Consider the following 21,545-nt stretch of genomic DNA (forward strand, 5'->3'; position numbering starts at 1 on the left):
GTGGTTCCGCGCCATTCCGATGCCACAGGTCTCCCCCAACCATGCAGCACCTTCAGTTCCTGGAAAAGGACTGACTGCAACACAGATTGAAACGTTCCACAGCCCGACAGTGTGGTTTGGCATATCCACGCGCCATCAAAGGAGATGTTCGTGAACTACCCCTCTCAAGATCCGCCAGGGCAGGATGTTGCACGCCCAACCCGACACAGGCCAGCCAAGCCCGGACAGAGCCCGTTCCGGCCTGACCCTGCCGGGCAGAGTCCGGCACCAGTCCATGCGACCCGTTCCAGGGCTGCCGGGAGCAGCGCCAAGGTTCTCACGGCGGCCGCTGCGGCGGTGGCCATTGCCTTTACAGGTCTTCCCGCCGTCCATGCCGAAACCGGGCTTCCGGCCGCGGGCTCGGGATTCCATTTCGATTTCGGCCCCGGGGCGACGGAAGAGGGCTACACGCAGGTAAATGCCGCCCAAGCCTACAGCCTTGAATCAAAATTCGGGTTCACCAACACCTCCGTCACTACCGGAGAGGACCGCGGCACCCCCGATGCCCTGCGTTCCGACTTTGTGCAGGCACAAGGAAGCAGCTTTCTAGTGGACCTGCCCAACGGGGACTACACCGTAAAGCTCATCGCCGGTGATTCTGCTGCCGCCACCAACATTGCAATTACGGCTGAAAAAATCGCCAAGGTGCAGCTCACGGACAAGCCAGCGGGCCAGTTCCTCGAAATGGAATTCCCTATTTCCCTCGTCGACGGTCAACTGAACCTGGACTTCACCGGAACGGCTGCCAAGATAAACTCCCTGGTCATCTCTGCCCGCCAACCGCGCAGCGCGACTGCCGATCCGGGTGTCTACCTTGCCGGCGACTCCACTGTTCAGACCTACGACCCCGGCTTTGCGCCCCAGGCCGGATGGGGCCAGATGATCGGGCGCTACTTCGACGAAAAAGTGACGTTCTACAACCACGCCATCGGCGGCCGCAGCTCCAAGAACTTCATCAGCCAGGGCCGCCTGGACGAGATCCTGAGAGTCATCAACCCCGGCGACTACCTGATGGTGCAGTTCGGCCACAATGACGCGACAGTAGGCGTCGATGATCGCTACGCCTCACCGGCCGACTATAAGGAGTACCTGCGCACCTATGTCAATGGAGCCCGGCAGCGCAGCGCGACTCCTGTTCTGGTGACCCCGGTGGGCCGCCGGGACTTTGACGAGGCTACAGGCAAATTCAATGTCAGCTTCCCGGAATACGTTGAGAAGATGAAGGAACTGGCCGCCGAGGAAAACGTTGCGCTGGTTGATCTTTCCTCCCTCAGCCGCGCCTACTATGACGAAATCGGCCCGGAAGCCACCAAATCCGTCTTCCTGCACGTTGACGCCGGCGTCTACCCGAACCGCCCCAACGGAACCGTGGACAACACCCATTTCCAGGAGTACGGCGCAATTCACATCGCCCGTCTGGTAGCCGGTGGCGTAAAGGGACTTAACATTCCCCTTGCCTCGAGAGTCAAGGAAATCACACCCCCTTCCGCCGTTCCTGCCAAGCCCGTGGGCCTGGTCGCGGGGAGTGTTTCCAACGCGGGCGCCCTGCTCAAATGGCAGCCCGCTGAAGGCGCTGACATCTACAAGATCTACCGGAAACTGGCAGCAGAACCGGAGTCGGCCTACAAACTCGCCACAACCTCCACCGTCCCCACCACGAATCTTTCAGGGCTGGCCGAAGGTACTTCTTATACGGTTCGCGTCACCGCGACGAACGGAAAGGGAGATTCCGAACCCAGCGACCCCTTGACGGTCACTACCAAAGAGGCCAAGTACCGTTTCGATTTCGGCCCGGTCGGTGCCCCTGTGGAGCCGAACTACACCGAGGTAAACCGCACCATGGCCTACAGCAAGGAGCGGGGCTTCGGTTTCAAGGACCTCTCGGTTCTCTCTGACCGGGACCGCGGCAACGTCACCACTGCGCTGCTCCGCGACTTCGTGCTCAGTGGCACCAGCTTCGAATTCCAGCTCGACGTCCCCAACGGCACCTACGCCCTGAAGACCTACCACAGCGACTGGATCGGCTCGACGCGTACGGACGTCGCGGTCGAAGGAAAGGGTTATGGACAGGTATCCTCCAGCCGTGCCTCTTCCGCCACAAAGATCATCAACCAGGTCCTCGTCACCGACGGCCAGCTCAACCTGACCATCAGCGGGTCCGGCCAGAGGCTGAACGGGCTCGAAGTGACACCGCTGCTCATCGGACCGACGAACTTGCGGGCGACAGGCGTCGACGCTGCAGCGGATCCTCCCGCCGTCGAACTGGCCTGGGACGCGGTAGGGGACGCCGCAAGCTACCGGGTTTTCCGGCAGGCATTTTACGAAAGCCAGCCGACTCTGGTGGCTGAGAACGTCTCCACGCCCGGATTCAAGGACATCACCGCCTTCGCCGGACTCCCCTACAAGTACCACGTCACCGCTGTTGACAACACCGGCCTGGAGTCCGTTCCCTCCAACGTTGCGGACGTTTCCCTCACTGACCCGAACACTCCCCTCCCGGCCGCACCTGCGAAGGTGGACGTGAAGGGTATTGAAAAGACCAGCGTGAGCCTGAAGTGGCAGAAAGTTACTGGCGCGACGGCGTATCACGTGTACCGTTCGACGTCCCCGGAAGGCACTTTCAGCTTTGTGGGACGCTCGAGTGAGGTGGACTTTACTGACCATTCGGTGCTCACCACCATCAGGTACTACTACCGGGTATCAGCCATCAACAAGGGCGGGGAGTCCGCTCCTTCGCTTGTGATCGGCACAGAGAAGGTCACCATTGTGAACCGTCAGATGGAGAATCTGGACCGTGCACCTGTGGCCATGCTGACCGATCAGGGAGTACGGGTGGGCTGGCGAATGCTCGGCCGCGACTCCCAAAGCATCGGCTTCCACGTGATCCGTGACGGCGTCCAGCTAACGGTTGATCCCGTCAAGGACAGCACCACCTATCTGGATGCGGCAGGCACGGCGTCATCCAAATACGTCGTCAAGGCCGTGGGCAACGGATCTGATCAGCTGACAGCGGAGTTCACGCCCCTGGCCCAGGACTATCTGGCCATCAAACTGGACAAGCCAGCCAACGATTACACCAAGGACGGGCAGCCCTACAGCTATTCGGCAGGAGATGCCACGGTGGCGGACCTGGACGGCGACGGCACGTACGAGGTCGTCCAGATGTGGTCCCCGTCCAACTCCAAGGACAACTCCCAGGCAGGCTACACGGGCACCGTCTACATCGACGCCTACAAGATGGATGGCACCAAACTCTGGCGGATCAACATGGGTCCCAACATCCGCGCCGGGGCGCACTACACGCAGCTGCTCGCCTACGACTTCGACGGCGATGGCAAGGCCGAAGTCGCAATGAAGACGGCTGACGGAACTCGGGACGCCGCTGGAACGGTGATCGGAAACCCCAACGTTGATTACCGCAGCAGCGCCGGGTATGTCCTGACTGGCGACGAATTCCTGACCGTCTTCCACGGCCAGACCGGCACCATCATGGACACGGTCAAGTACGATCCGCCGCGAGGTGACGTCGCAGCCTGGGGAGACGGGTACGGCAACCGGGTTGACCGCTTCCTGGGTGCCGTGGCTTACCTCGACGGCGAACGGCCGTCCATGATGTTCAGCCGCGGCTACTACACCCGCACGGTACTTGCCACGTATGACCTGGTGGATGGCAAGATCGTCAAACGCTGGATCTTTGACTCCGACTCCGCCGGCCCGCAGTATGCAGGGCAAGGGAACCACAACCTGTCCGTTGCCGACGTGGACGCGGACGGCAAGGATGAGTTCGTTTTCGGTTCAATGACCATCGACGACGACGGCAAACCGCTCTACTCCACCCGCCTTGGCCACGGGGACGCCATCCACACCAGTGACCTTGACCCGTCCAGGCCCGGCCTGGAGACGTTCGCGGCGCACGAAGACATGCGAGCTAGCGGAAACCGCGGCGCCACCTTCCGTGACTCCGGAACAGGTGAAGTTCTCTGGAGCATCCCCGCGGCCAAGGACACAGGACGGGCCGCTGCAGGCGACGTGGATCCGCGGCATGCCGGTGCCGAAGGCTGGGCAATCGGCGGAGACGCCGCCTGGAACTCACCGGTTGGGCAGTTGCGTTCTGCAAAGGGAGAGCTGCTTTCGGAGAGGATCCCGGCCGCCAACTTCCTTGCCTGGTGGGACGGAGACCTGCTGCGTGAGATTGTGGACCACGACTGGAACGCGACCACTAACAGCGGAACACCCACCATCGCGAAGTGGAACTGGGAGACCCAGGCAAGCGACAGGCTGCTCACGGCCGCCGGGGCGAAATCCAACAACAGCACCAAGGGAACGCCGGCCATCCAGGCTGACCTCCTGGGTGACTGGCGGGAGGAAATCGCCTGGCCGTCAGCGGACAGCACGGAACTCCGGATCTACACCACGTCCGCATCCACGGACGTCCGGCTCCGCACCCTGATGCACGATCCTGTGTACCGGCTCTCTGTTGCAAGGGAGAACATCTCCTACAACCAGCCACCGCATCCCGGGTTCTTTATCGGCATGGGGATGCAAACACCGGCGATGCCGGACATCGTGTATACCGGAACCCGGTAGCCAAGGGTGCCGTAACCAGGCAGAGCGCAACCTGAAAGGGCTGCCCCACCGTTTTGGTGGGGCAGCCCTTTTTGTCAAAACACGTTGGCCTCAAAGCCTGCTGGTGTCAAAACCCGCTGGCGTCAAAACCCGCCACCGGCGTCGGCTGCCATATTCGCAAACCGCGAATAGTGCCCCTGAAAAGCAACCACGATGTCCTTGGTGGGACCGTTACGGTGCTTGGCCACCAGGATGTCTGCTTCCCCTGCGCGCGGGGACTCTTTGTCATAGACGTCTTCGCGGTGCAGCAGAATTACCATGTCGGCATCCTGCTCGATGGATCCTGATTCACGCAGGTCAGAAACCATGGGCCGCTTGTCCTGTCGCTGTTCCGATCCACGGTTCAGCTGGGAGAGGGCAATCACCGGCACTTGAAGTTCCTTCGCCAGGAGTTTCAGCGCACGGGAGAATTCAGATACTTCCTGCTGGCGGGACTCCACTTTTTTGCCCGAGCTCATGAGCTGAAGGTAGTCCAGGATGACCAGCTTGAGATCGTGCTGCTGTTTGAGGCGCCGGCATTTGGCCCGGATCTCCATCAGGGACATGTTGGGACTGTCGTCGATGAACAGGGGAGCATCGTTCATGCGACCCATGGTGGTGGCGATCTTGGACCACTGTTCGTCCTTGATGGTGCCCTTGCGGAGATCCTGGAGGCCGATGGTTGCTTCGGCCGAGAGGAGCCTCATGGCGATTTCGTTCCGGCCCATTTCCAACGAAAACATCACTGTGGCCAGATTGTTCTTGATGGCTGCCGAGCGCGCGAAGTCCAAAGCGAAGGTTGACTTTCCCACTGCAGGGCGGGCAGCGATGACAATCATCTGGCCCGGATGAAGTCCATGGGTCAGCTCGTCGAGCTCGTAAAAGCCTGTGGGCACCCCTGTCATTCCTTCGCCGCGGTGACCCGAGGCCTCGATTTCGTCAACCGTTGACTCCATGACGTCCTTGAGGACCACGTAGTCTTCGGCAGTCCGGCGTTCAGCCACGGCATAAACCTCGGCCTGGGCCTGGTTGACGAGGTCTTCAACCTCACCGTCCTGTCCGTAGCCAAGCTGGACGATCTTGGTACCTGCGTTGACGAGGCGTCGCAGAACGGCGCGTTCGGCAACGATCTCGGCGTAGTAGCCGGCGTTCGCCGCGGTCGGAACCGTCTGGATAAGTTCGTGGAGGTACGCCGGGCCGCCGATGCGGTTGATCTCACCGCGCTTGGTCAGTTCATCGGACACCGTGACGGCATCAGCGGGCTCGCCGCGGCCGTAGAGGTCGATCACTGCTTCATAGATGGTTTCATGGGCCGGCCGGTAGAAGTCCTGGCCGCGGAGGATCTCGACGACGTCGGCGATGGCGTCCTTGGACAGCATCATGCCGCCAAGTACTGATTGCTCAGCCGGAATGTCCTGAGGCGGTTTGCGGCTGCCTTCCGCGCTCCGAGTGCCCTCGATTGAGTCCAGGTGCGTAACTGACAAAGCTGCCGTCCTCCATAGTGCGCTGTGTGCACAGAACTCCAACACAGCCGCGCGTAAACCATCTGCCCTTCGGCGCCACGTCTTTAGCAGACAGTCCTAATCGGACCGCCTTCACCAGACCGTCTCACCTCACGGTGGGCTCTCTGCCAGTGGTATCAGCCGGCTACGACAGTTTTTGCGATCCCGCCCTAGTGCGTTTATCCCCATTTGGCACAGAGTTATCCACAGAACAGCCCACAAAAAGCCAAAATAAGGCCTTCAGTGAGCCGTCCTTTGCATTGGAAGACACTTTTTGGCACCCAAAATTTCGGGTATTCCGCAACGGTAGTCTGCTGTGGAGAAAGCACCAAGCGGGGCTTTGTCCACGCCTGTGGATAACCTGTGTACTACCTGTTCCTGCTTGTGCACAGCCTGTGGGGGAAACTGTGGAAACAAAAAATCTTTGCTCAACCCTAAGGCTCTGACCTGCGCAAACGTCAGACTGCAGCTGTGGATGAAAAGTTTTTTATTCAAAGCTTCATCCACAGCTTGCACCTTGGCCTCTGGGGAAAGACTCCGGCACGGAGGCATAGAAGCGGCAAAACGGCAACCCGGACGATGCCGTCCGTTCTGGCTGCGTTCCATTTCAACAACTGTCGCCGCACTTCCTTTATGCAAGCCGCGGAATATGCTGTGGATAACAGCCATCTGGCATAAGCTCTAAATATGGGCGATGTACTGCAAGTCATACTGCCGGCCGTAATTATGGTGGCAGTTCTATGGGGGCTCTCCACCGCCTTAAGGCCGCGGAACCCCGGCATCTCAGACGCCGAACGCTATCAGCTGGATCTGGCCATGCGCTCCCAAGCCCACTATGCCAAACAGGTTCAAGCTGCAGAGGCCCTAAGGGCACGTGTGGATGCCTCCACCCGTCCAAGTCAGAACGAACAACAACAATCGCAGCAGAGGGATAATGCCCGGGACAGGGCGCAGCATGCGCACGCCTCAACTGGCAGCGGATACCATGCACCGGTCCTCCCAGGAGGCCAACTGAATCCCCACTTCGAGCTCGAGCTGCAAGCCCTGGCACGGAGCGGGCACAAGATTCAAGCCATCAAAATGCTGCGCGAAGCCACCCGCTCAGACCTCCGTACCGCCAAGAATTACATAGATCGGCTGTAGTCCATGGAATCGCTAGTGATCCCCGTCGTTATCTTGCTCATCGTCGGAGCCGGCGTTCTGTTGGCCAGCCGCGCCTGGAACGGCAGGGCCCGTAACGCCTCAAACTCCGGGGGCCAGACCCCTATGACCCAGCTGGAACTGGCGCGGGCTGCGGCAGCCAAGCTTACGGAGGACGAGCACCGCCGGCTGTACGCACTCATTGCGCAGGGGCAGGCCATGGCAGCCATCAAGCTCTACTACGAAGCCGCTGGAGAGGGCCTGCGTGCCTCACGTGACGCCGTCGGCGCCCTGGCTGCCCACCCGCAGCCCTTCCGCGCTCCCGCCGCAGAACAGCCGGAGAGGGACGAGGACGACGACGCGCCGCAGCGCTTCGCCTATCGCTACCGGGCTATCGCCAGCAAAGGCGACGTGACCCGTGAGGTGAGCAGCAACATGCTCAACGACGAAATCTATGGCCGGATCCGGACCCTTGCCAAAAGCGGAGATACTGAGGGGGCTGCCCTGGCCTTAACCCGCCACTCGGATATCACCATCAAGCAGGCCCGGGAATTCATCGACCTCCTGGACGACTAGCTTTAGAAGTCGAAGAGGTCTCCGAGCCAGCCTTCCTTTTTCTTGGGCCGCCGGCGGTCGTAGTCCCGGTCGTACCCTTTTCCGTAGTTGCGGTCGTGGCCGCGGTCATCGTAGCGGGGTTGCTCCGGGCGGTAGCGCTCTGACCTGTCATTCCGGCGGGGATCCATGTTGTAAAGCGGCGGAGGAACGATGCCCGCCGGGGGCATGGGAGCAGGCGGTGCCGCCGGAGCCTGCCCGGTTCCCATCTCGGCGGCGCGGTCAATGATCTTGTCCAGCTCCCCACGGTCCAGCCACACACCGCGGCACTGCGGGCAGTAGTCAATCTCCACACCGCTGCGTTCGCTCATTATCAGGTCAATTGAATCCACAGGACACTTCATGACCCCACAACGATCGGCACCGCGAAATAGTTCAAAGGAGCGTTCAGGACGGAACGGCTTCCCTGACGCTACTCGTTCCGGCTACCGGAAATGCCTGCCAGAAGTTGCTCGAACGGAAGGGACGCCAAGTCCTGAGAGTGTCCATAAGATGATCCCCTCGCCTGACGCGGGGCCGTAAGCATTTCGGCAAACTCCGCCGCCGCCCGCTCGGTCCGGGCAGAAAGCGGCGACCCTCCGCCGTCGGTGTTTCCCCAGTCCTGGGGGCCAGCGAAGACGGCAGTCGGTACAATGCGCGTCCGCAGGTAGCTGAACAGCGGACGCATTGCATAGTCAAGGACCATCTGATGGCGGTCGGAGCCGCCCGTGGCGCCCAGCAGCACCACTTTCCCTTCCAGTGACGCGGGGTCCACCACGTCCATGAAGGACTTGAAGAGGCCGCTGTAGGAGGCACTGAAGACCGGTGATACGGCGATGATGCCATCAGCCGCAGCGACTCCCGCCAAAACACCGGCAAGGCGGGGAGCGGCGTAGCCGGTGACAAAGTTGTTGGCGATATCCACCGCAAGGTCCCGGAGTTCGACGACGTCCACTTCGGCCAGGTAGCCGGCCGCGCTCAATTCCCGGCTGGCCGCAGCAGCTAACTGGTCCGCGAGCAGACGGCTCGACGACGGAACGCCAAGCCCGGCGGAGATAATTGTGATGTGGCGGGTTTCCACGGCTGACTCCTGAAAGGATCGTTGGTCTACATGCATTTGCATCTACCTCAAGAACCGACGCCCACGCTTGTTTATTCCGGAGCAGGTACCCGGCCGTCACGATTTCGTGCACTCCTCAGCGCAACCACTTGCTGACAAGGCAATCAAGGTCTGAAAAACTGCCGTTATGGCTGAAAACAAGACCCAACCAACGCCGGAGTCCGTCGAGGATTTTCTGGAGGGGGTCGAACACCCGGTACGCCGCAGGGACGGATTCCGCCTGCTCACGCTGATGAAAGAGAACACCGGTGAGGCTCCTGTGATGTGGGGTCCGAGCATCGTAGGGTTCGGCAGCTATCACTATCGCTACAAAAGCGGCCGGGAGGGCGACACGGTGGCCGTCGGGTTCTCGCCCCGAAAGGGGAGCCTCTCCCTCTATGGACTTACTTATGCGCCGGAGGCTTCAGCACTGCTGCCCAGGCTGGGAAAGTACACCTTGGGCGCTGCCTGCCTCTATATCAACAGTCTCGAAGATGTCGACGAGGACGTTCTCGTGGAGCTGATCCAGGCCGCCCACCGCCACAACACCACGGTGATGCACCACTCGTAAACGGCCGGAAATGCAGTGCCGAACGTTAAAGCAAAGGCCCCCGCAACCAGAACCTTGGAGGTTATGGTGCGGGGGCCTTCAGCAGTTCAGGACTGCGCAACCGACGGCCCGAAAGCCGGAAGGCTACTTGCCGCGCGTAGCGCCCCTAAAACCTCGCAAGCTCGGTTTCAGGGAACCCTGCTACTTGCTGGCGACTACGTCGAGTTCGATCACAGCAGCAACGTCGTCGTGGAGACGGACGTTGGCCTGGTAGGAACCAACCGACTTGATGTGTGCCGGCAGTTCAACCTTGCGCTTGTCGATTCGGCCAAGGCCAGCGGCCTCAACAGCGTCAGCAACGTCGCCCTGCTTGACGGTGCCGAACAGGCGTCCGGTCTCGCCAGCCTTGACAACGAGCTTGACGGGCTTGGCGGACAGAGCCGCGGCCTGCTTCTGAGCATCTTCCAGGGAAGCGTGCTCGCGGGCGGCGCGGGCAGCCTTGATGGACTCAACCTGCTTCTCGCCTCCCTTCGACCAGGTCAGGGCGAAGTTGCGGGGCAGCAGGTAGTTACGTGCGTAACCGTCCTTGACCTCGACAACGTCGCCAGCAGCACCGAGACCGGTTACTTCGTGGGTCAGAATGAGCTTTGCCATTTTAGTTAATCCCTTTCCTTAACCGCGGCCAGCGCCGGAGTAAGGCAGCAGAGCAACTTCGCGGGCGTTCTTGATTGCCTGGGCGATTTTGCGCTGTTCCTGCACCGTGACGCCAGTGACGCGACGGGCGCGGATCTTCCCGCGGTCGGAGATGAACTTGCGCAGCAATGCTACGTCCTTGTAGTCGATGACAGTGATGTCAGCGGCCTTCAAGGGGTTGGACTTTGGTTTGGGCTTACGGAGTTCAGCCTTAGCCATCGTGGAGCTCCTTATCTATGGAGCCCGTGGATATTGATCCACGGGATGGTGGTGGTCCGACGGCGATGGTCGCCTTGGTGCCGTTGGCATCCTGGCGGGTCTCGACGTCGGCCCTTTAATGAGTGGTTAGAAGGGAGGTTCGGAATCGGGGCCGTTGCCCCAGCCGCCTGCATTGCTGACTCCGGGCGTAGCCCAAGGGTCATCCTGTGCAGCAGGCTGGTTGGCGCCCCAGGTTCCACCGGAGTTGCCACCCTGGCTTGCACCGGGGTTGCCACCGAAGCCGCCGCCCGCGTTTCCGCCGCCGAAGCCACCCTGACCACCTTGAGCGCCGGAGCGCTGGGTGCGGTTGACCTTGGCGTTGGCATAGCGCAGGCTCGGGCCGATTTCATCGACCTCAAGCTCGATAACGGTGCGCTTCTCGCCTTCTTTCGTTTCGTAGGAACGGCTCTTCAGGCGGCCTGAAACGATAACGCGCATGCCCTTGGTCAGGGATTCTGCGACGTTTTCGGCTGCCTCACGCCATACCGATGCGCGAAGGAACAGGGTTTCCCCGTCCTTCCACTCATTGGACTGACGATCGAAGGTACGCGGAGTGGAAGCGATGGTGAAGTTCGCTACTGCCGAGCCTGACGGTGTAAACCTCAGTTCGGGGTCACTGGTGAGGTTACCGATGACCGTGATGGTGGTCTCGCCTGCCATCTACTGCCTCCTTGTTCGTTCCTGCGGGGTAAAGAATAAAAGAGTGAAGCTGATTACTCAGCAACAACCTTCTGCTCTTCGGGGCGGGTGATCTTGGTGCGCATGATGGTCTCATTGAGACTCAGCTGGCGGTCAAGTTCCTTGGCGGTGTCCGGCTTGGCGGTGAAGTTCACCACGGCGTAGATACCTTCGGACTTCTTTTTGATGTCGTAGGCCAGACGGCGACGGCCCCAGATGTCAACCTTTTCGATGGTTCCACCATCGTTGGTGATGACATTCAGGAACTTCTGAAGCGACGGCTCAACGGTACGCTCTTCGACCTCGGGGTCGATGATTACCATCAATTCGTAAGGACGCATATGTGAACCCACCTCCTTTGGGCTAAGCGGTTACGGCATTTCCGTAACAGGAGGTTCATTTGCGGTGTCATGCATGCTCCGCTCCCATAGTGGGGGCAGGGCGCAGCACAGACTTCACTATCTTAGTGCATCCGAACCGGATAGGCGATTTCTCTTGGACTGCGGTCTGGGACTGAAACTGGTACTTAGGTTAGTGCGCTGTTGAAGACCGCGGAAGGCGCGCCGACTGCCATGTGGATAACCGGGGCCCGCCTGCCGGGCCCGGGGCGGGATTAGAGTACAGATCATGGACTTCCCCTCCCCGGAACTGCCGGCCACCATCGTCAGGCGCAGTAGGATCCGCTTCGTGGTGATGGTTCTTGCCGGGCTGGCAGCAACGCTGGCTGCCGGTCTTTCGGGGCGCTGGATCGAAGCCCCGGCCATCGGCTGGGCGGTCACCTCCCTGACCTACATAGTCTGGGTGTGGGTTGTAATCGGAAGGCTTGATCCCGCGGGAACGCGCTCCCATGCCGTGACGGAGGATCCCTCCAGGGGTGTCACTGACCTACTCATTCTTGCCGCAAACCTGGCCAGCCTCGCAGCTGTTGCCGCCGTCGTCGTTGATTCACACCGCGGCACCCCCGGCGGCCGGGAGGTGATGGCCGGCGGTCTGCTCGCCCTGTCATGCGTGGCTCTGTCATGGATGCTCGTTCAAACACTCTTTACCCTGCGTTATGCAGAGTTGTACTACGATCCCGAAAAACGAGGGGAAGAGCCAGGCGGCATCAGCTTCAACCAGGACCGCCCGCCCCAGTACTCAGATTTCGCTTATGTGGCCACGAGCCTGGGGATGACGTACCAGGTTTCCGATACCAACCTGGAGAACCACAGGATACGCGCCGAGGCACTGAAGCACGGGCTCCTGTCCTACCTCTTCGGCACCTTGATCCTGGCAACCACCATCAATCTGGTGATCGGCCTCGCAAGCTGATCCCTTGCGCTCTGATCGGCTTGGCAGGCTAACGGGATGCCGGCCTGCTACGACGCCTCTTGTTTCGACTGCAGCCGGTAAGCATGCGCCCCATAAACTCCAAGGATTCTTACTTCCGACGTGAAGAATTCAAGCTCATTAAGAGCCAAACTCAGGGGGACGTCGTCGGGGTGCCCCTCCACGTCCGCCAGGAACATGGTGGCGGCGAACTCAGCCCCCACCATGTAGCTTTCGAGTCGCGTCATGTTGACTCCGTTGGTGGCGAATCCCCCCAATGCCTTGTAAAGGGCTGAGGGAACGTTCCGGACCCGGAAAACCAGGCTGGTGACCACAGCTTCCGGCAACTCCTCGCGGACCGGAAGGGGACGCTTCTCCCCAAGGACCACGAAGCGGGTGGTATTGGTGGGGTCGTCCTCGACTTCAGTCGCCAGGACATCAAGTCCGTACATTCCGGCGGCCAGCGGAGGTGCCAAAGATACTTTTGTGGGGTCATTCCAGTCCCGCACCTCCCGGGCGGACCCGGCAGTGTCTCCTGCAATGACGGGCTTCAGCCCGCGGGAGCGAATCAGTTTCCGGCACTGGCCCAGGGCGTGCAGGTGGCTGTGCACTTCCTCAGCCTGTTCGATGGTGCTGCCGGGGATACCAAGCAGATCGAAGCGGATCCGGAGGAAATGCTCTCCGACAATCTGGAGGTTGGAGTCCGGAAGGAGGGCGTGGATATCAGCTACCCTGCCTGCGATCGAGTTCTCGATGGGGATCATCGCCAACTCCGCCTCACCGGCCGTGACCAGCCCGAAGGCGTCCTCAAAGCTGGCACAAGGCACGGCAAGCATGTGCGGATACATTTCCATGCAGGCGATGTTTGAGTTGGACCCGGGTTCACCCTGGTATGCAATTTTAGGAACCATAGAGCACATGCTCCCATATGCTCTGTGGGGCATGTACCTGGGTGCGGCATGTGGATGGACGCATGTGCATCGAGCAGCTGCTGCCAGCAGGCCCTGTGAGCCGCTGGCAGCAGCGTTCAAGCTAGGACGACGACGGCCCGGCGCCAACGCTCACATCGTCGGCTTCCGAGGCGGGAGCCGCTGCCTGTGGAGCCGGAGGAGCTGACTTGCGGTAGCGGAACAGGCCGATTCCGACCACTACGGCAGCGAGGGCGAGCGAAAGCAGGAGAGACTCGCGCGTGGATTCGAGGATCACCATTCCGATAAGGAGTGCCACGATGCTGACAATCGCGACCCACGTCAGATAGGGGAAAAGCCACATTTTCAGGGAAAGATCCTTGGCGGCCGCGCCCATGCGGCGGCGCAGGATGAGCTGTGATGCGGAAATGACCAGCCATACGAACAGGGCAATGGCACCGGAGGTGTTGACCAGGAACAGGAACACGGTATCCGGGGCGATGTAGTTCAGGCCGACGGTAACGAATCCCACCACAGTGGAGGCGAGAACTGCCGACGCCGGAACGCCACGGGAGGAGATCTTGGTCCAGGACTTCGGGGCGTCGCCCCGCTTTGACAAGGAGAACAGCATGCGGCTGGCGGTGTACAGGCCTGAGTTAAGGCAGGACAATACCGATGTCAGGACCACGATGTCCATGATGGTGCCCGCGCCGGGAATGCCGAAGAGCTCGATGACGGCAACGTACGGGCTCTTGGCAACGGAGGCATCGTTCCACGGCAAGAGGGTGACCACGACGGCGATGGAGCCAATGTAGAACACCAGGATCCGCCAGACGGTGGAGCGTACGGCCTTCTTGACCGCATCTACGGGGTTTTTGGATTCACCAGCGGCAATAGTGGCAATTTCAGCCCCGAAAAAGGAGAAAACGACGACGAGGATACCGGCGAGCACAGCTCCCGGACCGTTGGGCAGGAAGCCGCCGTTCTTCACAAGGTTGCTCAGCCCTGGTGCGGGTACTCCCGGAACCAGGCCCAGGATTGCAGCTGCACCAAAGAGCAGGAACAGGACAATGGCGGTGACCTTGATGGACGCGAACCAGAATTCGAACTCCCCGAAGGATTTCACCGAGCCAAGGTTGGTCAGGGTGAGGAGGACCATCAGGATCAGGGCCCAGACCCACTGGTCGATTCCCGGAACCCAGCGGTGCATGATGGCCGCACCAGCCGTGGCTTCGATGCCCAAGACGATGATCCAGAACCAGGCGTACAGCCACCCGATGCTGAACCCGGCCCAGCGTCCCAGCGCCTTGTCGGCATAGGTGGAGAACGAACCCGTTTCCGGATTTGCTGCAGCCATTTCACCGAGCATCCGCATCACCAGGATGACCACGAGGCCGGCCGCCATGTAGGCGAGGAGAATGCCTGGGCCTGCCTGCTGGATTGCGGCGCCGGAGCCTACAAACAGGCCGGCGCCGATGACACCTGCAATGGCGATCATGGAAAGATGCCGCGGTTTAAGCGACTTCGAGAGTTGCTGTTCAGCCTGCATGGGCGGTTGTCCTCGTCTTCCTGGGTTCAGTGGAGATTTGTATCATGGATCACATCGCTCCTACCCTAAGCGTCAGACGCCCTCAAGCGATCTGTGCAGTCATACAGTCTGCTGCTGTGCAAAAAGGAGAACTCCACAAGAACCCGGCCAAATAGGCATTCGCTGTTGCCTGTAGAGCAATTCAGAAACGCGCCGGAAACCATGCCAACGCAGGAGTCTGGTGACGACACCACCCAGACCGCTCGCTGAAGCTCTCCTAGTTAAGGGTTGTGGCCGGCGTCCCGAAGAAGGCCTCGGTGACGATGGCGAGGCGCTTCGGGTCCTCCACCCCGCACAGCTCGCGGGCCGAGTGCATGGACAGCAGCGGAACACCGACGTCGACTGTCCGGATGCCCAAGCGTGTTGCCGTCAGAGGCCCGATAGTGGAGCCGCATGGCATCACGTTGTTGGACACGAACTCCTGGTACGGCACATCGGCTTCCGCGCACAGGCGTGCCCACAGCGCCGCTCCGACGGCATCTGTAGCATAGCGCTGGTTGGCGTTGATCTTCAGGAGGGGGCCGCCGTTGAGGACCGGCTTGTTCGCGGGATCATGCCGCTCGGAATAGTTCGGGTGGACGGCGTGCCCGGCGTCGGCAGACACACAGAACGACGCCGCAAAGGCCTGCCGCCGCTGGCTCACCGAGGCGCCAAGGCCATCCGAGATGCGGACAAGGATGTCTTCGAGGACGGGGCCGCAAGCACCTGAACGGGACGCTGACCCGATCTCCTCGTGGTCGAACGCCGCCAGCACGGCGATCGGTACTTGCCCGTCGGTACTGCCTGATGGGGCGGCGTGGTTGATCAGGGCCGTCAATCCGGCGTGGGTCGCGGACAGGTTGTCCAGTCGCCCGGAGGCGAAGAACTCCCCCTTTGCCCCGAAAACCGCTGGTTCCTGCGTATCTGCAACAACAACGTCGTACCCGCCGATCTGCCCCGGATCCACTGTCTTATCGCCAGCCACATTCCCGGCAAGGAGCGCAAGGAGGTCCTCTCCGTTCGGCTCCCCAAGCCCGAAGACAGGATTCATGTGCTGTTGCTTGTCCAGCGTCAGGGCGTCGTTAGCGGAGCGGTCCAGATGGATGGCCAGTTGGGGAAAGCGGAGCAGGGGCCCTGTGGCGGTGAGATGTTGGGTGCCGTCCAGCATGACCAGCCGGCCTGCGAGCCGCAGTTCCCGGTCCAGCCACGAGTTCAGCAGCGGACCCCCATAAATCTCCACTCCTGCCTGCAGCCAGCCGAACTTGCCCGTTGTGGGTTTGGGCTTGAGCTTAAAAGAGGGCGAATCGGTATGGGCGCCCAGGATGTTGAACGGGGTGGTGGGTCCGGCGCCGGCCGGAGTCACCCAGGCGATCAGGGCGCCGTCGCGGATCACGTAGAACTTTCCAATGCCGTTGCTTCCAGCACCCACGGCGTCCCAGGACGCCAGCTCGTCCAGGCCCGTAAACCCGGCTTCGTCCAGGCGCCGGCCCGCTTCATGGACGGCGTGGAAACTCGACGGCGACGCCATGACATACGCCGAAAGGTCCTGGATGTGCTCGGCGGCGCTGGTTTTGGAAGGCATGGCGTCGAGTCTATCCCCGCCAATATGTCCGCCTAAACCGTAACGTTGAGGCCCGCCGTGTAACCCGCTGATGCCGATCCGCCCATGGTGGCCAGTTGGTGGATGCCGCCATCGTCCCCGAAGACCATGTCTGATTGGAGAGTGGTGCTGGGGAAGTTGCTGGCGCTGGTTTCATACCCTGAGGAAGCGTAGACCTCCCGGCAGGCTGCGTCCGTCAGCGCGATCTGCGAAACCGCAAGCACTTGGCCGGCGGCCGTCGCGTTGCTCATGGACTCAAAAACCTCAAAGTGGATGTGGGGCCAGCGTCCCCGGTAGGCGCCGGGGAAGATGGTCTTGAACGTGACCTGTCCGTTCGCGTCGGCCTCCTGGACGCCACGGAGGTAATTTTCGTTTTCCAGCCCGGAATCGTACATGGAGTATTTGCCGTCCCGGTCGCAATGCCAGGCATAAACGGCAGCACCGGCAAGGGGGACGCAGCCGTTGGAGTTGTCCAGGAGGGTCATGGTGACGGTCAGCGGGACGCCGTCCACCTTCGTGGTCGATGTTCCGAAGCTGGAGCTGATGTCCTGCCGCACTACGCCTGAAGCCTCCAGGACATTGGGGCCGTTGGAGCCATCGCCAGGGTAAGGACCTGCCGTTTCCGCCGGAATCTCCACGCCACACTCGGCAATGGCCCTGGTCAAGGTGGGTGAAGCTGTGGCGGTCGCTGTGCCGGCGGGCGCCGTCGTCGTACTGGTGGCGGTCGACGTCGCCGTGCTGGTGCCGCCCCCGGTTGATCCGCCAGGCGTGCATGCCGCCAAAGCTGCCGCCGTACCCGCACCGAGGAAAAGACCCAGCGAACGGCGGCTCATGAGCGTTGAAAGGTCGAATTCCAGGCCGCGGTCGTGGTTGGGGTGCGGTTCGTGGGGCTCAGGGAGGTTGTTCATGGGTCAATAGAACCTCCACCGGCTATGCACTGCATAGACCGTTCCTGTGCATCGGCTGTGCTTGAGTTTCTCGCGCGGCTTCCCGTGCGTCCTCAGGGTGCTCTCAGTAGTCGGGATTGCTGGGCACCACAAGGCCCGTTTCGTAAGCGTAGACCACTGCCTGGACGCGGTCCCGCAGATGGAGCTTGTTGAGGATGCGCCGCACGTGAGTTTTCACTGTGGCCTCCGAAAGGAAGAACTTCCGGGCGATTTCGGCATTGGAAAGTCCCTCCGCCATGGACTCCAGCATTTCCGTCTCGCGGGGTGTGAGGTCATCCAACAACGGATCGCGCTGTGGGGCGGCCGCCTGCTCATTGCTTCCGCTGGCCTGTCTTTCGACTCCGTTGCCCCGGACATACGTCTCCAGCAAGCGCTGTGTTACCCGAGGCGCCACCACCGCGTCGCCGCTGGCCACCACTCTTACTGCGCGGGTCAATTCTGCCGGGGCCACGTCCTTGAGGAGAAAGGCCGAAGCCCCTGCCTGCAATCCGGCGAAGGCGTACTCGTCCAGATCGAAGGTGGTCAGGATAATCACCCGCGCATTTGAACCGGACGTTGAAATTGCACGTGTTGCCTCGATCCCGTCCAGCACCGGCATTCGCACATCCATCAGGACCACGTCGGGATCCAGCATCCGCACCTGCTGGACCGCCTCCGCACCGTCTGAGGCCTCACCCACAACCTCAATGCCATCCTCCCCCTCCAGAATCAGGCGGAACCCCATCCGCAGCAGAGGCTGGTCATCCACCAGCACAATCCGTATAGCACTCATGCCGTTCACTTGATCCCCTCGTCAGTCATGTTCAGCACTGCCCTCACACTCCAGCCGCCGCCTGCCCCGGGACCGGCGTCCACTGTTCCGTTATAGATTCCTGCGCGTTCCTTCATTCCTTCGATTCCCTGGCCGGTCCCGGTCTGGCCCGGTCCGGCCTGAAGGTACTGGACGGTCTGATGGTGCTGGCCGTTCCAGGACTGGCCCGACGGCGCGCTCCCCTTGCCGTCGTCAGTCACATCTATGGTCACCCGGGAGCCGTCCCGGACAATTTTTGCATCCACCCGTCCTAATCCCCGGCCATAGCGGAGCACATTCGTCAGTGATTCCTGCACTATCCGGTAGACGGTGAGCTGGAAGGCTGGGTCAGCCGGAAGCGCCGGCCCGGTGTGCGAGAAATGGAGCGGGAGTCCGGCCGTCCGGAACCCATCGAGAAGTTTGCCCAGCGTGGCACTGCCAGCAAGAGGTTCGCGAGGAGATTCTTCGGGGGCGTCATTCCGCAGGACGCCCAGCACGCGGCGCATGTCTGCCAGAGCCGTCCTGCCGGTTCGGGACAGCTCACCGAGAACCTCACCTGCCTGTTCGGGGCTCCTTTTAACAGCGACGGCGGCACCGTCCGAAAGGGTGACCATCACGGTCAGGGAATGGGCTATGACGTCGTGCATTTCCCGGGCTATCCTGTTGCGCTCATTGACGGATCCCAGCTGGGCTGCCCGCGATGCCCATGCAGCAATTTCCTGTTCGTGAAGGCGCCGCTGACGGACGGAAAAGCCGATGCCTGCAGCAATGACGTTGGAAAGCGCGATGGTGATGCCGGCCACGAGGCTGACCAAATGCAGATCATTTCCCGGCCCTCCGGCGTTTTCGGGAAGGGGTCCCACCAGCATCAGGAAGTAGACCAGGGAAAGCGGCGTCGTTGCCAAGGCCAGCGCCACAAGGGCAAAACGGCGGGTATGGGCAACAGCCAAGGCGTAGAGGGCGAACCATAATCCGGCGGAGACGTTTGGTCCCCAGGGATGGAGCATGGTGATTGCCACCTCAAGAATCGCAACCACTGTCACCACCATGGCCGGCTGATCCCGGCGGGACAGCAGCACCACAGCGAGGGTGCCCATCAGAGCTATCCCTGCCCAGTCGCCGTCGTTCGCCGCCTCAACGATGGTGGGCGTGACCAGCAGCAGGTAGCCCGCAGCAACCAAGAGGTCCACCAAACGGGGCCGCCCATGCAAGTAACGGCGCAGGCGCCCCCGACGGCGGGCGGTAATCTCGGCAAAGGACGCGTCGACGTGTGTGGTCGACGCGCCCTTTACCGGCGCTATTTCACTCACTATCGAACCAGAAGCTGGCTACACGTCCCGTTTCTTCAGCAGCACCATGGCCAGGATCACTGGAACAACAACCCAGGCTCCGAGTACAAGGGCCGCCTGCCAGACTTCGAGGGTGTCCGGCATGTGTTTGACGGCAGTCATTGGCTCCACGGTGTTACCTGGCAGGTATTTCCTGATCTCTTTGGCGACGTCGCCTTGGATGATCTGCAGTGCAATGGGAGCTACGAAGAACAGACCGACAAGGCTCATGATGCCGCCGGCGGAGTTCCGGATGATGCTTCCCAGTGCCAGACCGATGGCTGCCACCGCGGCAACGTAAACGCTGCTGACGAGCAGGAGTTTCACGGACTGGGAAGCCGCCAGATCAAGTTTGAGGTCGTAGGAGTCCAGGATGGGAATGGCAACGAGTCCAGCCAGAAACGAAGATACCGCCGTGAGAAGGAAGGAAGCCACCACCACGACAATCAGCTTGGCGCCGAACGCAGGCAGCCGGTTGGGCACTGCGGCGAAAGTGGATCGAGCCATGCCGGTGGTGAATTCGGAACTCATCAGCAGCACGCCCAGTGAGCCCAGGATCAATTGGGCAAAGGCGATGCCGGAGGTGGGCACGGCAACTGCAAGGTCTCCTCCTTGGGCTGCCAGCGCTGCGGCAGCTTCCGGATCACTCAAGGCCTGCTCGGCGAAAATGCCGGTTGTCCAGGCGGCCAGAGCACCGAAGCCCACCATGACAAGCAGCGTGCAGGCCAACAAAATCAAGGTGGACGTGAGGGTACGGAATTTGATGAATTCGGAATTCAACACCCGGAAAAAGCTGGGTCCGGGGCCAACCACGGCAGCGGTTCCGCGACGGCTCGGTGCCGGTGTGTTCAGGGTTGATGGGTTCACTGACGATGTGTTCAGGTTTGACGTGCTCATGGCTTAGTTGCCTCCGGCCTGAACGGAAGCAGGGGCTCCCGAAGTGATCAGCGAGTGGTATTCGACCTCGTCCTTGGTCAGCTCCATATAGGCTTCCTCGAGGCTTGCCTGCAGCGGCGTGAGTTCGTAGATCATGACGCGGTCTTCGAGTGCAATGCGGGCGATCCGGCGGGGATCAAGTCCGGTGACCTCCAGCAACTCAGGCTCCTGGACCTGGATGGAGACACCATCCCCGGCGAGAATGTTCATCAGGTGCTCTGGCTGGTCCGTCCGCACACGCGCCCGGCTCTGTCCCTTGCCGTTGATGATCTCCTGGATAGGAGCATCCGCAATGATCCTGCCGCGGCCGATGACAATGAGATGGTCCGCAGTGACTGCCATCTCGCTCATCAGGTGGCTCGAGAGGAAAACAGTCCGGCCCTCCGCCGCCAGATATTTGGCGAGGTTCCGGACCCACACGACCCCTTCCGGATCAAGGCCGTTGACGGGCTCATCCAGAATCACCGTTTGCGGGTCGCCCAGGAGGGCAGCGGCAATCCCGAGCCGCTGGCCCATGCCCAGGGAGAATCCCCTGACCTTTTTCCGGGCCACCTCGGAGAGCCCGGTCATTTCGATGACCTCGTTGACCCGCTTCTTCGGGATGCTGTGCGTTGCTGCCATGGCCAGCAGGTGGTTGTAGGCGGTGCGCCCTGTGTGGACGGCTTTGGCGTCCAGCAGGGATCCGATTTCGCGCAGCGGGGCTACGTGCTTGGCGAACGGAACACCGTTCACCGTGACGGATCCCGACGTCGGCCGGTCAAGTCCCATGATCATGCGCATGGTGGTGGACTTGCCTGCACCGTTGGGCCCCAGGAAGCCGGTGACCCGGCCTGCCTCGACCGTGAAGCTGACGGCGTCTACGGCGGTTTTGTCACCGTAGATTTTTGTCAGGCCTTTTGCTTCAATCATGGAAGCTTTCCTTTGGGTAGCAGTGGATGCAAGGTGCGTTGGGGTGCAACCACCACGCTACCCATGCTCCCTAGGAAAATCGCCGGTCTCAGGGATG

20 protein-coding genes are annotated in these 21,545 nt (G+C 61.2%); 5 read left to right on the forward strand and 15 right to left on the reverse strand.

What is annotated here, in order from left to right; all coding sequences use genetic code 11:
- Positions 1-150 precede the first annotated feature (150 nt).
- Complete coding sequence (locus tag M1D88_RS20525; protein ID WP_458112545.1) at positions 151-4,626, forward strand: rhamnogalacturonan lyase family protein; 4,476 nt, start codon at positions 151-153, stop codon at positions 4,624-4,626.
- Positions 4,627-4,748: 122 nt separating this feature from the next.
- Here M1D88_RS20525 and dnaB read toward each other — a convergent pair whose 3' ends face one another.
- On the reverse strand, positions 4,749-6,128 hold the full coding sequence (gene dnaB, locus M1D88_RS20530; protein WP_247041818.1) for a replicative DNA helicase: 1,380 nt from the start codon (positions 6,126-6,128) through the stop codon (positions 4,749-4,751).
- A gap of 705 nt (positions 6,129-6,833) precedes the next feature.
- Between dnaB and M1D88_RS20535 the strand changes: the two genes are divergently transcribed.
- Both M1D88_RS20535 and M1D88_RS20540 read left to right on the forward strand, forming a co-directional pair.
- Positions 6,834-7,289, forward strand: coding sequence for a hypothetical protein (locus M1D88_RS20535; protein ID WP_458112546.1), 456 nt, complete (start codon positions 6,834-6,836; stop codon positions 7,287-7,289).
- A gap of 3 nt (positions 7,290-7,292) precedes the next feature.
- Positions 7,293-7,862: a hypothetical protein gene (locus M1D88_RS20540; protein WP_458112547.1), complete on the forward strand. Its 570-nt coding sequence runs from the start codon at positions 7,293-7,295 to the stop codon at positions 7,860-7,862.
- A gap of 2 nt (positions 7,863-7,864) precedes the next feature.
- Here the strand turns inward: M1D88_RS20540 and M1D88_RS20545 are convergent, their stop codons facing one another.
- Both M1D88_RS20545 and M1D88_RS20550 read right to left on the reverse strand, forming a co-directional pair.
- Positions 7,865-8,209, reverse strand: coding sequence for a TFIIB-type zinc ribbon-containing protein (locus tag M1D88_RS20545; protein ID WP_458112548.1), 345 nt, complete (start codon positions 8,207-8,209; stop codon positions 7,865-7,867).
- A 101-nt stretch (positions 8,210-8,310) separates the two neighbouring features.
- A complete protein-coding gene (locus M1D88_RS20550; RefSeq protein ID WP_458112549.1) occupies positions 8,311-8,958 on the reverse strand; it encodes a CE1759 family FMN reductase in 648 nt (215 codons plus the stop codon).
- A gap of 166 nt (positions 8,959-9,124) precedes the next feature.
- Here M1D88_RS20550 and M1D88_RS20555 point away from each other — a divergent pair, with 166 nt between their 5' ends.
- Complete coding sequence (locus M1D88_RS20555; protein ID WP_458112550.1) at positions 9,125-9,547, forward strand: DUF1801 domain-containing protein; 423 nt, start codon at positions 9,125-9,127, stop codon at positions 9,545-9,547.
- A gap of 180 nt (positions 9,548-9,727) precedes the next feature.
- On the opposite strand, the gene rplI is transcribed toward M1D88_RS20555, so the two are convergent.
- From rplI to rpsF, 4 genes are all read right to left on the reverse strand, one after another.
- Positions 9,728-10,180, reverse strand: coding sequence for a 50S ribosomal protein L9 (rplI, locus tag M1D88_RS20560; RefSeq protein WP_066288679.1), 453 nt, complete (start codon positions 10,178-10,180; stop codon positions 9,728-9,730).
- Between the two features lie 18 nt (positions 10,181-10,198).
- Positions 10,199-10,438 carry a 30S ribosomal protein S18 gene (rpsR, locus tag M1D88_RS20565; RefSeq protein WP_003800144.1) on the reverse strand — a complete coding sequence of 80 codons (240 nt, stop codon included), beginning with the start codon at positions 10,436-10,438 and terminating at the stop codon, positions 10,199-10,201.
- A 126-nt stretch (positions 10,439-10,564) separates the two neighbouring features.
- Complete coding sequence (locus M1D88_RS20570) at positions 10,565-11,137, reverse strand: single-stranded DNA-binding protein (RefSeq protein ID WP_309106433.1); 573 nt, start codon at positions 11,135-11,137, stop codon at positions 10,565-10,567.
- A 53-nt stretch (positions 11,138-11,190) separates the two neighbouring features.
- Positions 11,191-11,496, reverse strand: coding sequence for a 30S ribosomal protein S6 (gene rpsF, locus M1D88_RS20575; RefSeq protein WP_050683795.1), 306 nt, complete (start codon positions 11,494-11,496; stop codon positions 11,191-11,193).
- 286 nt (positions 11,497-11,782) lie between these two features.
- Between rpsF and M1D88_RS20580 the strand changes: the two genes are divergently transcribed.
- Entirely contained in the window at positions 11,783-12,466 is a 684-nt protein-coding gene (locus M1D88_RS20580; RefSeq protein WP_458112551.1) for a DUF1345 domain-containing protein, read from the forward strand.
- Positions 12,467-12,513: 47 nt separating this feature from the next.
- Here M1D88_RS20580 and M1D88_RS20585 read toward each other — a convergent pair whose 3' ends face one another.
- The 8 genes from M1D88_RS20585 to M1D88_RS20620 all read right to left on the reverse strand — a co-directional run bounded on the left by M1D88_RS20585 (position 12,514) and on the right by M1D88_RS20620 (position 21,448).
- Positions 12,514-13,374, reverse strand: a complete 861-nt coding sequence (locus M1D88_RS20585; protein ID WP_458112552.1) for a prephenate dehydratase — start codon at positions 13,372-13,374, stop codon at positions 12,514-12,516.
- 121 nt (positions 13,375-13,495) lie between these two features.
- Positions 13,496-14,920, reverse strand: a complete 1,425-nt coding sequence (locus M1D88_RS20590; protein ID WP_458112553.1) for an amino acid permease — start codon at positions 14,918-14,920, stop codon at positions 13,496-13,498.
- Between the two features lie 256 nt (positions 14,921-15,176).
- Entirely contained in the window at positions 15,177-16,520 is a 1,344-nt protein-coding gene (locus M1D88_RS20595) for a M18 family aminopeptidase (protein WP_458112554.1), read from the reverse strand.
- Positions 16,521-16,552: 32 nt separating this feature from the next.
- Complete coding sequence (locus M1D88_RS20600) at positions 16,553-17,446, reverse strand: intradiol ring-cleavage dioxygenase (protein ID WP_458112555.1); 894 nt, start codon at positions 17,444-17,446, stop codon at positions 16,553-16,555.
- 103 nt (positions 17,447-17,549) lie between these two features.
- The gene (locus M1D88_RS20605) at positions 17,550-18,257 is read right to left on the reverse strand and encodes a response regulator (protein ID WP_458114592.1); all 708 of its coding nucleotides are present in this window, start codon (positions 18,255-18,257) and stop codon (positions 17,550-17,552) included.
- Between the two features lie 5 nt (positions 18,258-18,262).
- Positions 18,263-19,585, reverse strand: a complete 1,323-nt coding sequence (locus M1D88_RS20610; RefSeq protein ID WP_458112556.1) for a sensor histidine kinase — start codon at positions 19,583-19,585, stop codon at positions 18,263-18,265.
- Between the two features lie 18 nt (positions 19,586-19,603).
- Positions 19,604-20,500 carry an ABC transporter permease gene (locus M1D88_RS20615; protein ID WP_458112557.1) on the reverse strand — a complete coding sequence of 299 codons (897 nt, stop codon included), beginning with the start codon at positions 20,498-20,500 and terminating at the stop codon, positions 19,604-19,606.
- Between the two features lie 3 nt (positions 20,501-20,503).
- On the reverse strand, positions 20,504-21,448 hold the full coding sequence (locus M1D88_RS20620) for an ABC transporter ATP-binding protein (protein ID WP_458112558.1): 945 nt from the start codon (positions 21,446-21,448) through the stop codon (positions 20,504-20,506).
- Positions 21,449-21,545 lie beyond the last annotated feature (97 nt).

Source organism: Arthrobacter sp. R1-13 (genome assembly GCF_054161475.1).

Bases quoted from the DNA above. Each gene is read 5' to 3' on its own strand.
- M1D88_RS20535 (WP_458112546.1), top strand. From the start codon at position 6,834: ATGGGCGATGTACTGCAAGTCATACTGCCGGCCGTAATTATGGTGGCA.
- M1D88_RS20540 (WP_458112547.1), top strand. From the start codon at position 7,293: ATGGAATCGCTAGTGATCCCCGTCGTTATCTTGCTCATCGTCGGAGCC.
- M1D88_RS20545 (WP_458112548.1), bottom strand. From the start codon at position 8,209: ATGAGCGAACGCAGCGGTGTGGAGATTGACTACTGCCCGCAGTGCCGC.
- M1D88_RS20555 (WP_458112550.1), top strand. From the start codon at position 9,125: ATGGCTGAAAACAAGACCCAACCAACGCCGGAGTCCGTCGAGGATTTT.
- rplI (WP_066288679.1), bottom strand. From the start codon at position 10,180: ATGGCAAAGCTCATTCTGACCCACGAAGTAACCGGTCTCGGTGCTGCT.
- rpsR (WP_003800144.1), bottom strand. From the start codon at position 10,438: ATGGCTAAGGCTGAACTCCGTAAGCCCAAACCAAAGTCCAACCCCTTG.
- M1D88_RS20570 (WP_309106433.1), bottom strand. From the start codon at position 11,137: ATGGCAGGCGAGACCACCATCACGGTCATCGGTAACCTCACCAGTGAC.
- rpsF (WP_050683795.1), bottom strand. From the start codon at position 11,496: ATGCGTCCTTACGAATTGATGGTAATCATCGACCCCGAGGTCGAAGAG.
- M1D88_RS20580 (WP_458112551.1), top strand. From the start codon at position 11,783: ATGGACTTCCCCTCCCCGGAACTGCCGGCCACCATCGTCAGGCGCAGT.
- M1D88_RS20585 (WP_458112552.1), bottom strand. From the start codon at position 13,374: ATGGTTCCTAAAATTGCATACCAGGGTGAACCCGGGTCCAACTCAAAC.
- M1D88_RS20590 (WP_458112553.1), bottom strand. From the start codon at position 14,920: ATGCAGGCTGAACAGCAACTCTCGAAGTCGCTTAAACCGCGGCATCTT.
- M1D88_RS20595 (WP_458112554.1), bottom strand. From the start codon at position 16,520: ATGCCTTCCAAAACCAGCGCCGCCGAGCACATCCAGGACCTTTCGGCG.
- M1D88_RS20600 (WP_458112555.1), bottom strand. From the start codon at position 17,446: ATGAACAACCTCCCTGAGCCCCACGAACCGCACCCCAACCACGACCGC.
- M1D88_RS20605 (WP_458114592.1), bottom strand. From the start codon at position 18,257: ATGAGTGCTATACGGATTGTGCTGGTGGATGACCAGCCTCTGCTGCGG.
- M1D88_RS20615 (WP_458112557.1), bottom strand. From the start codon at position 20,500: ATGAGCACGTCAAACCTGAACACATCGTCAGTGAACCCATCAACCCTG.
- M1D88_RS20620 (WP_458112558.1), bottom strand. From the start codon at position 21,448: ATGATTGAAGCAAAAGGCCTGACAAAAATCTACGGTGACAAAACCGCC.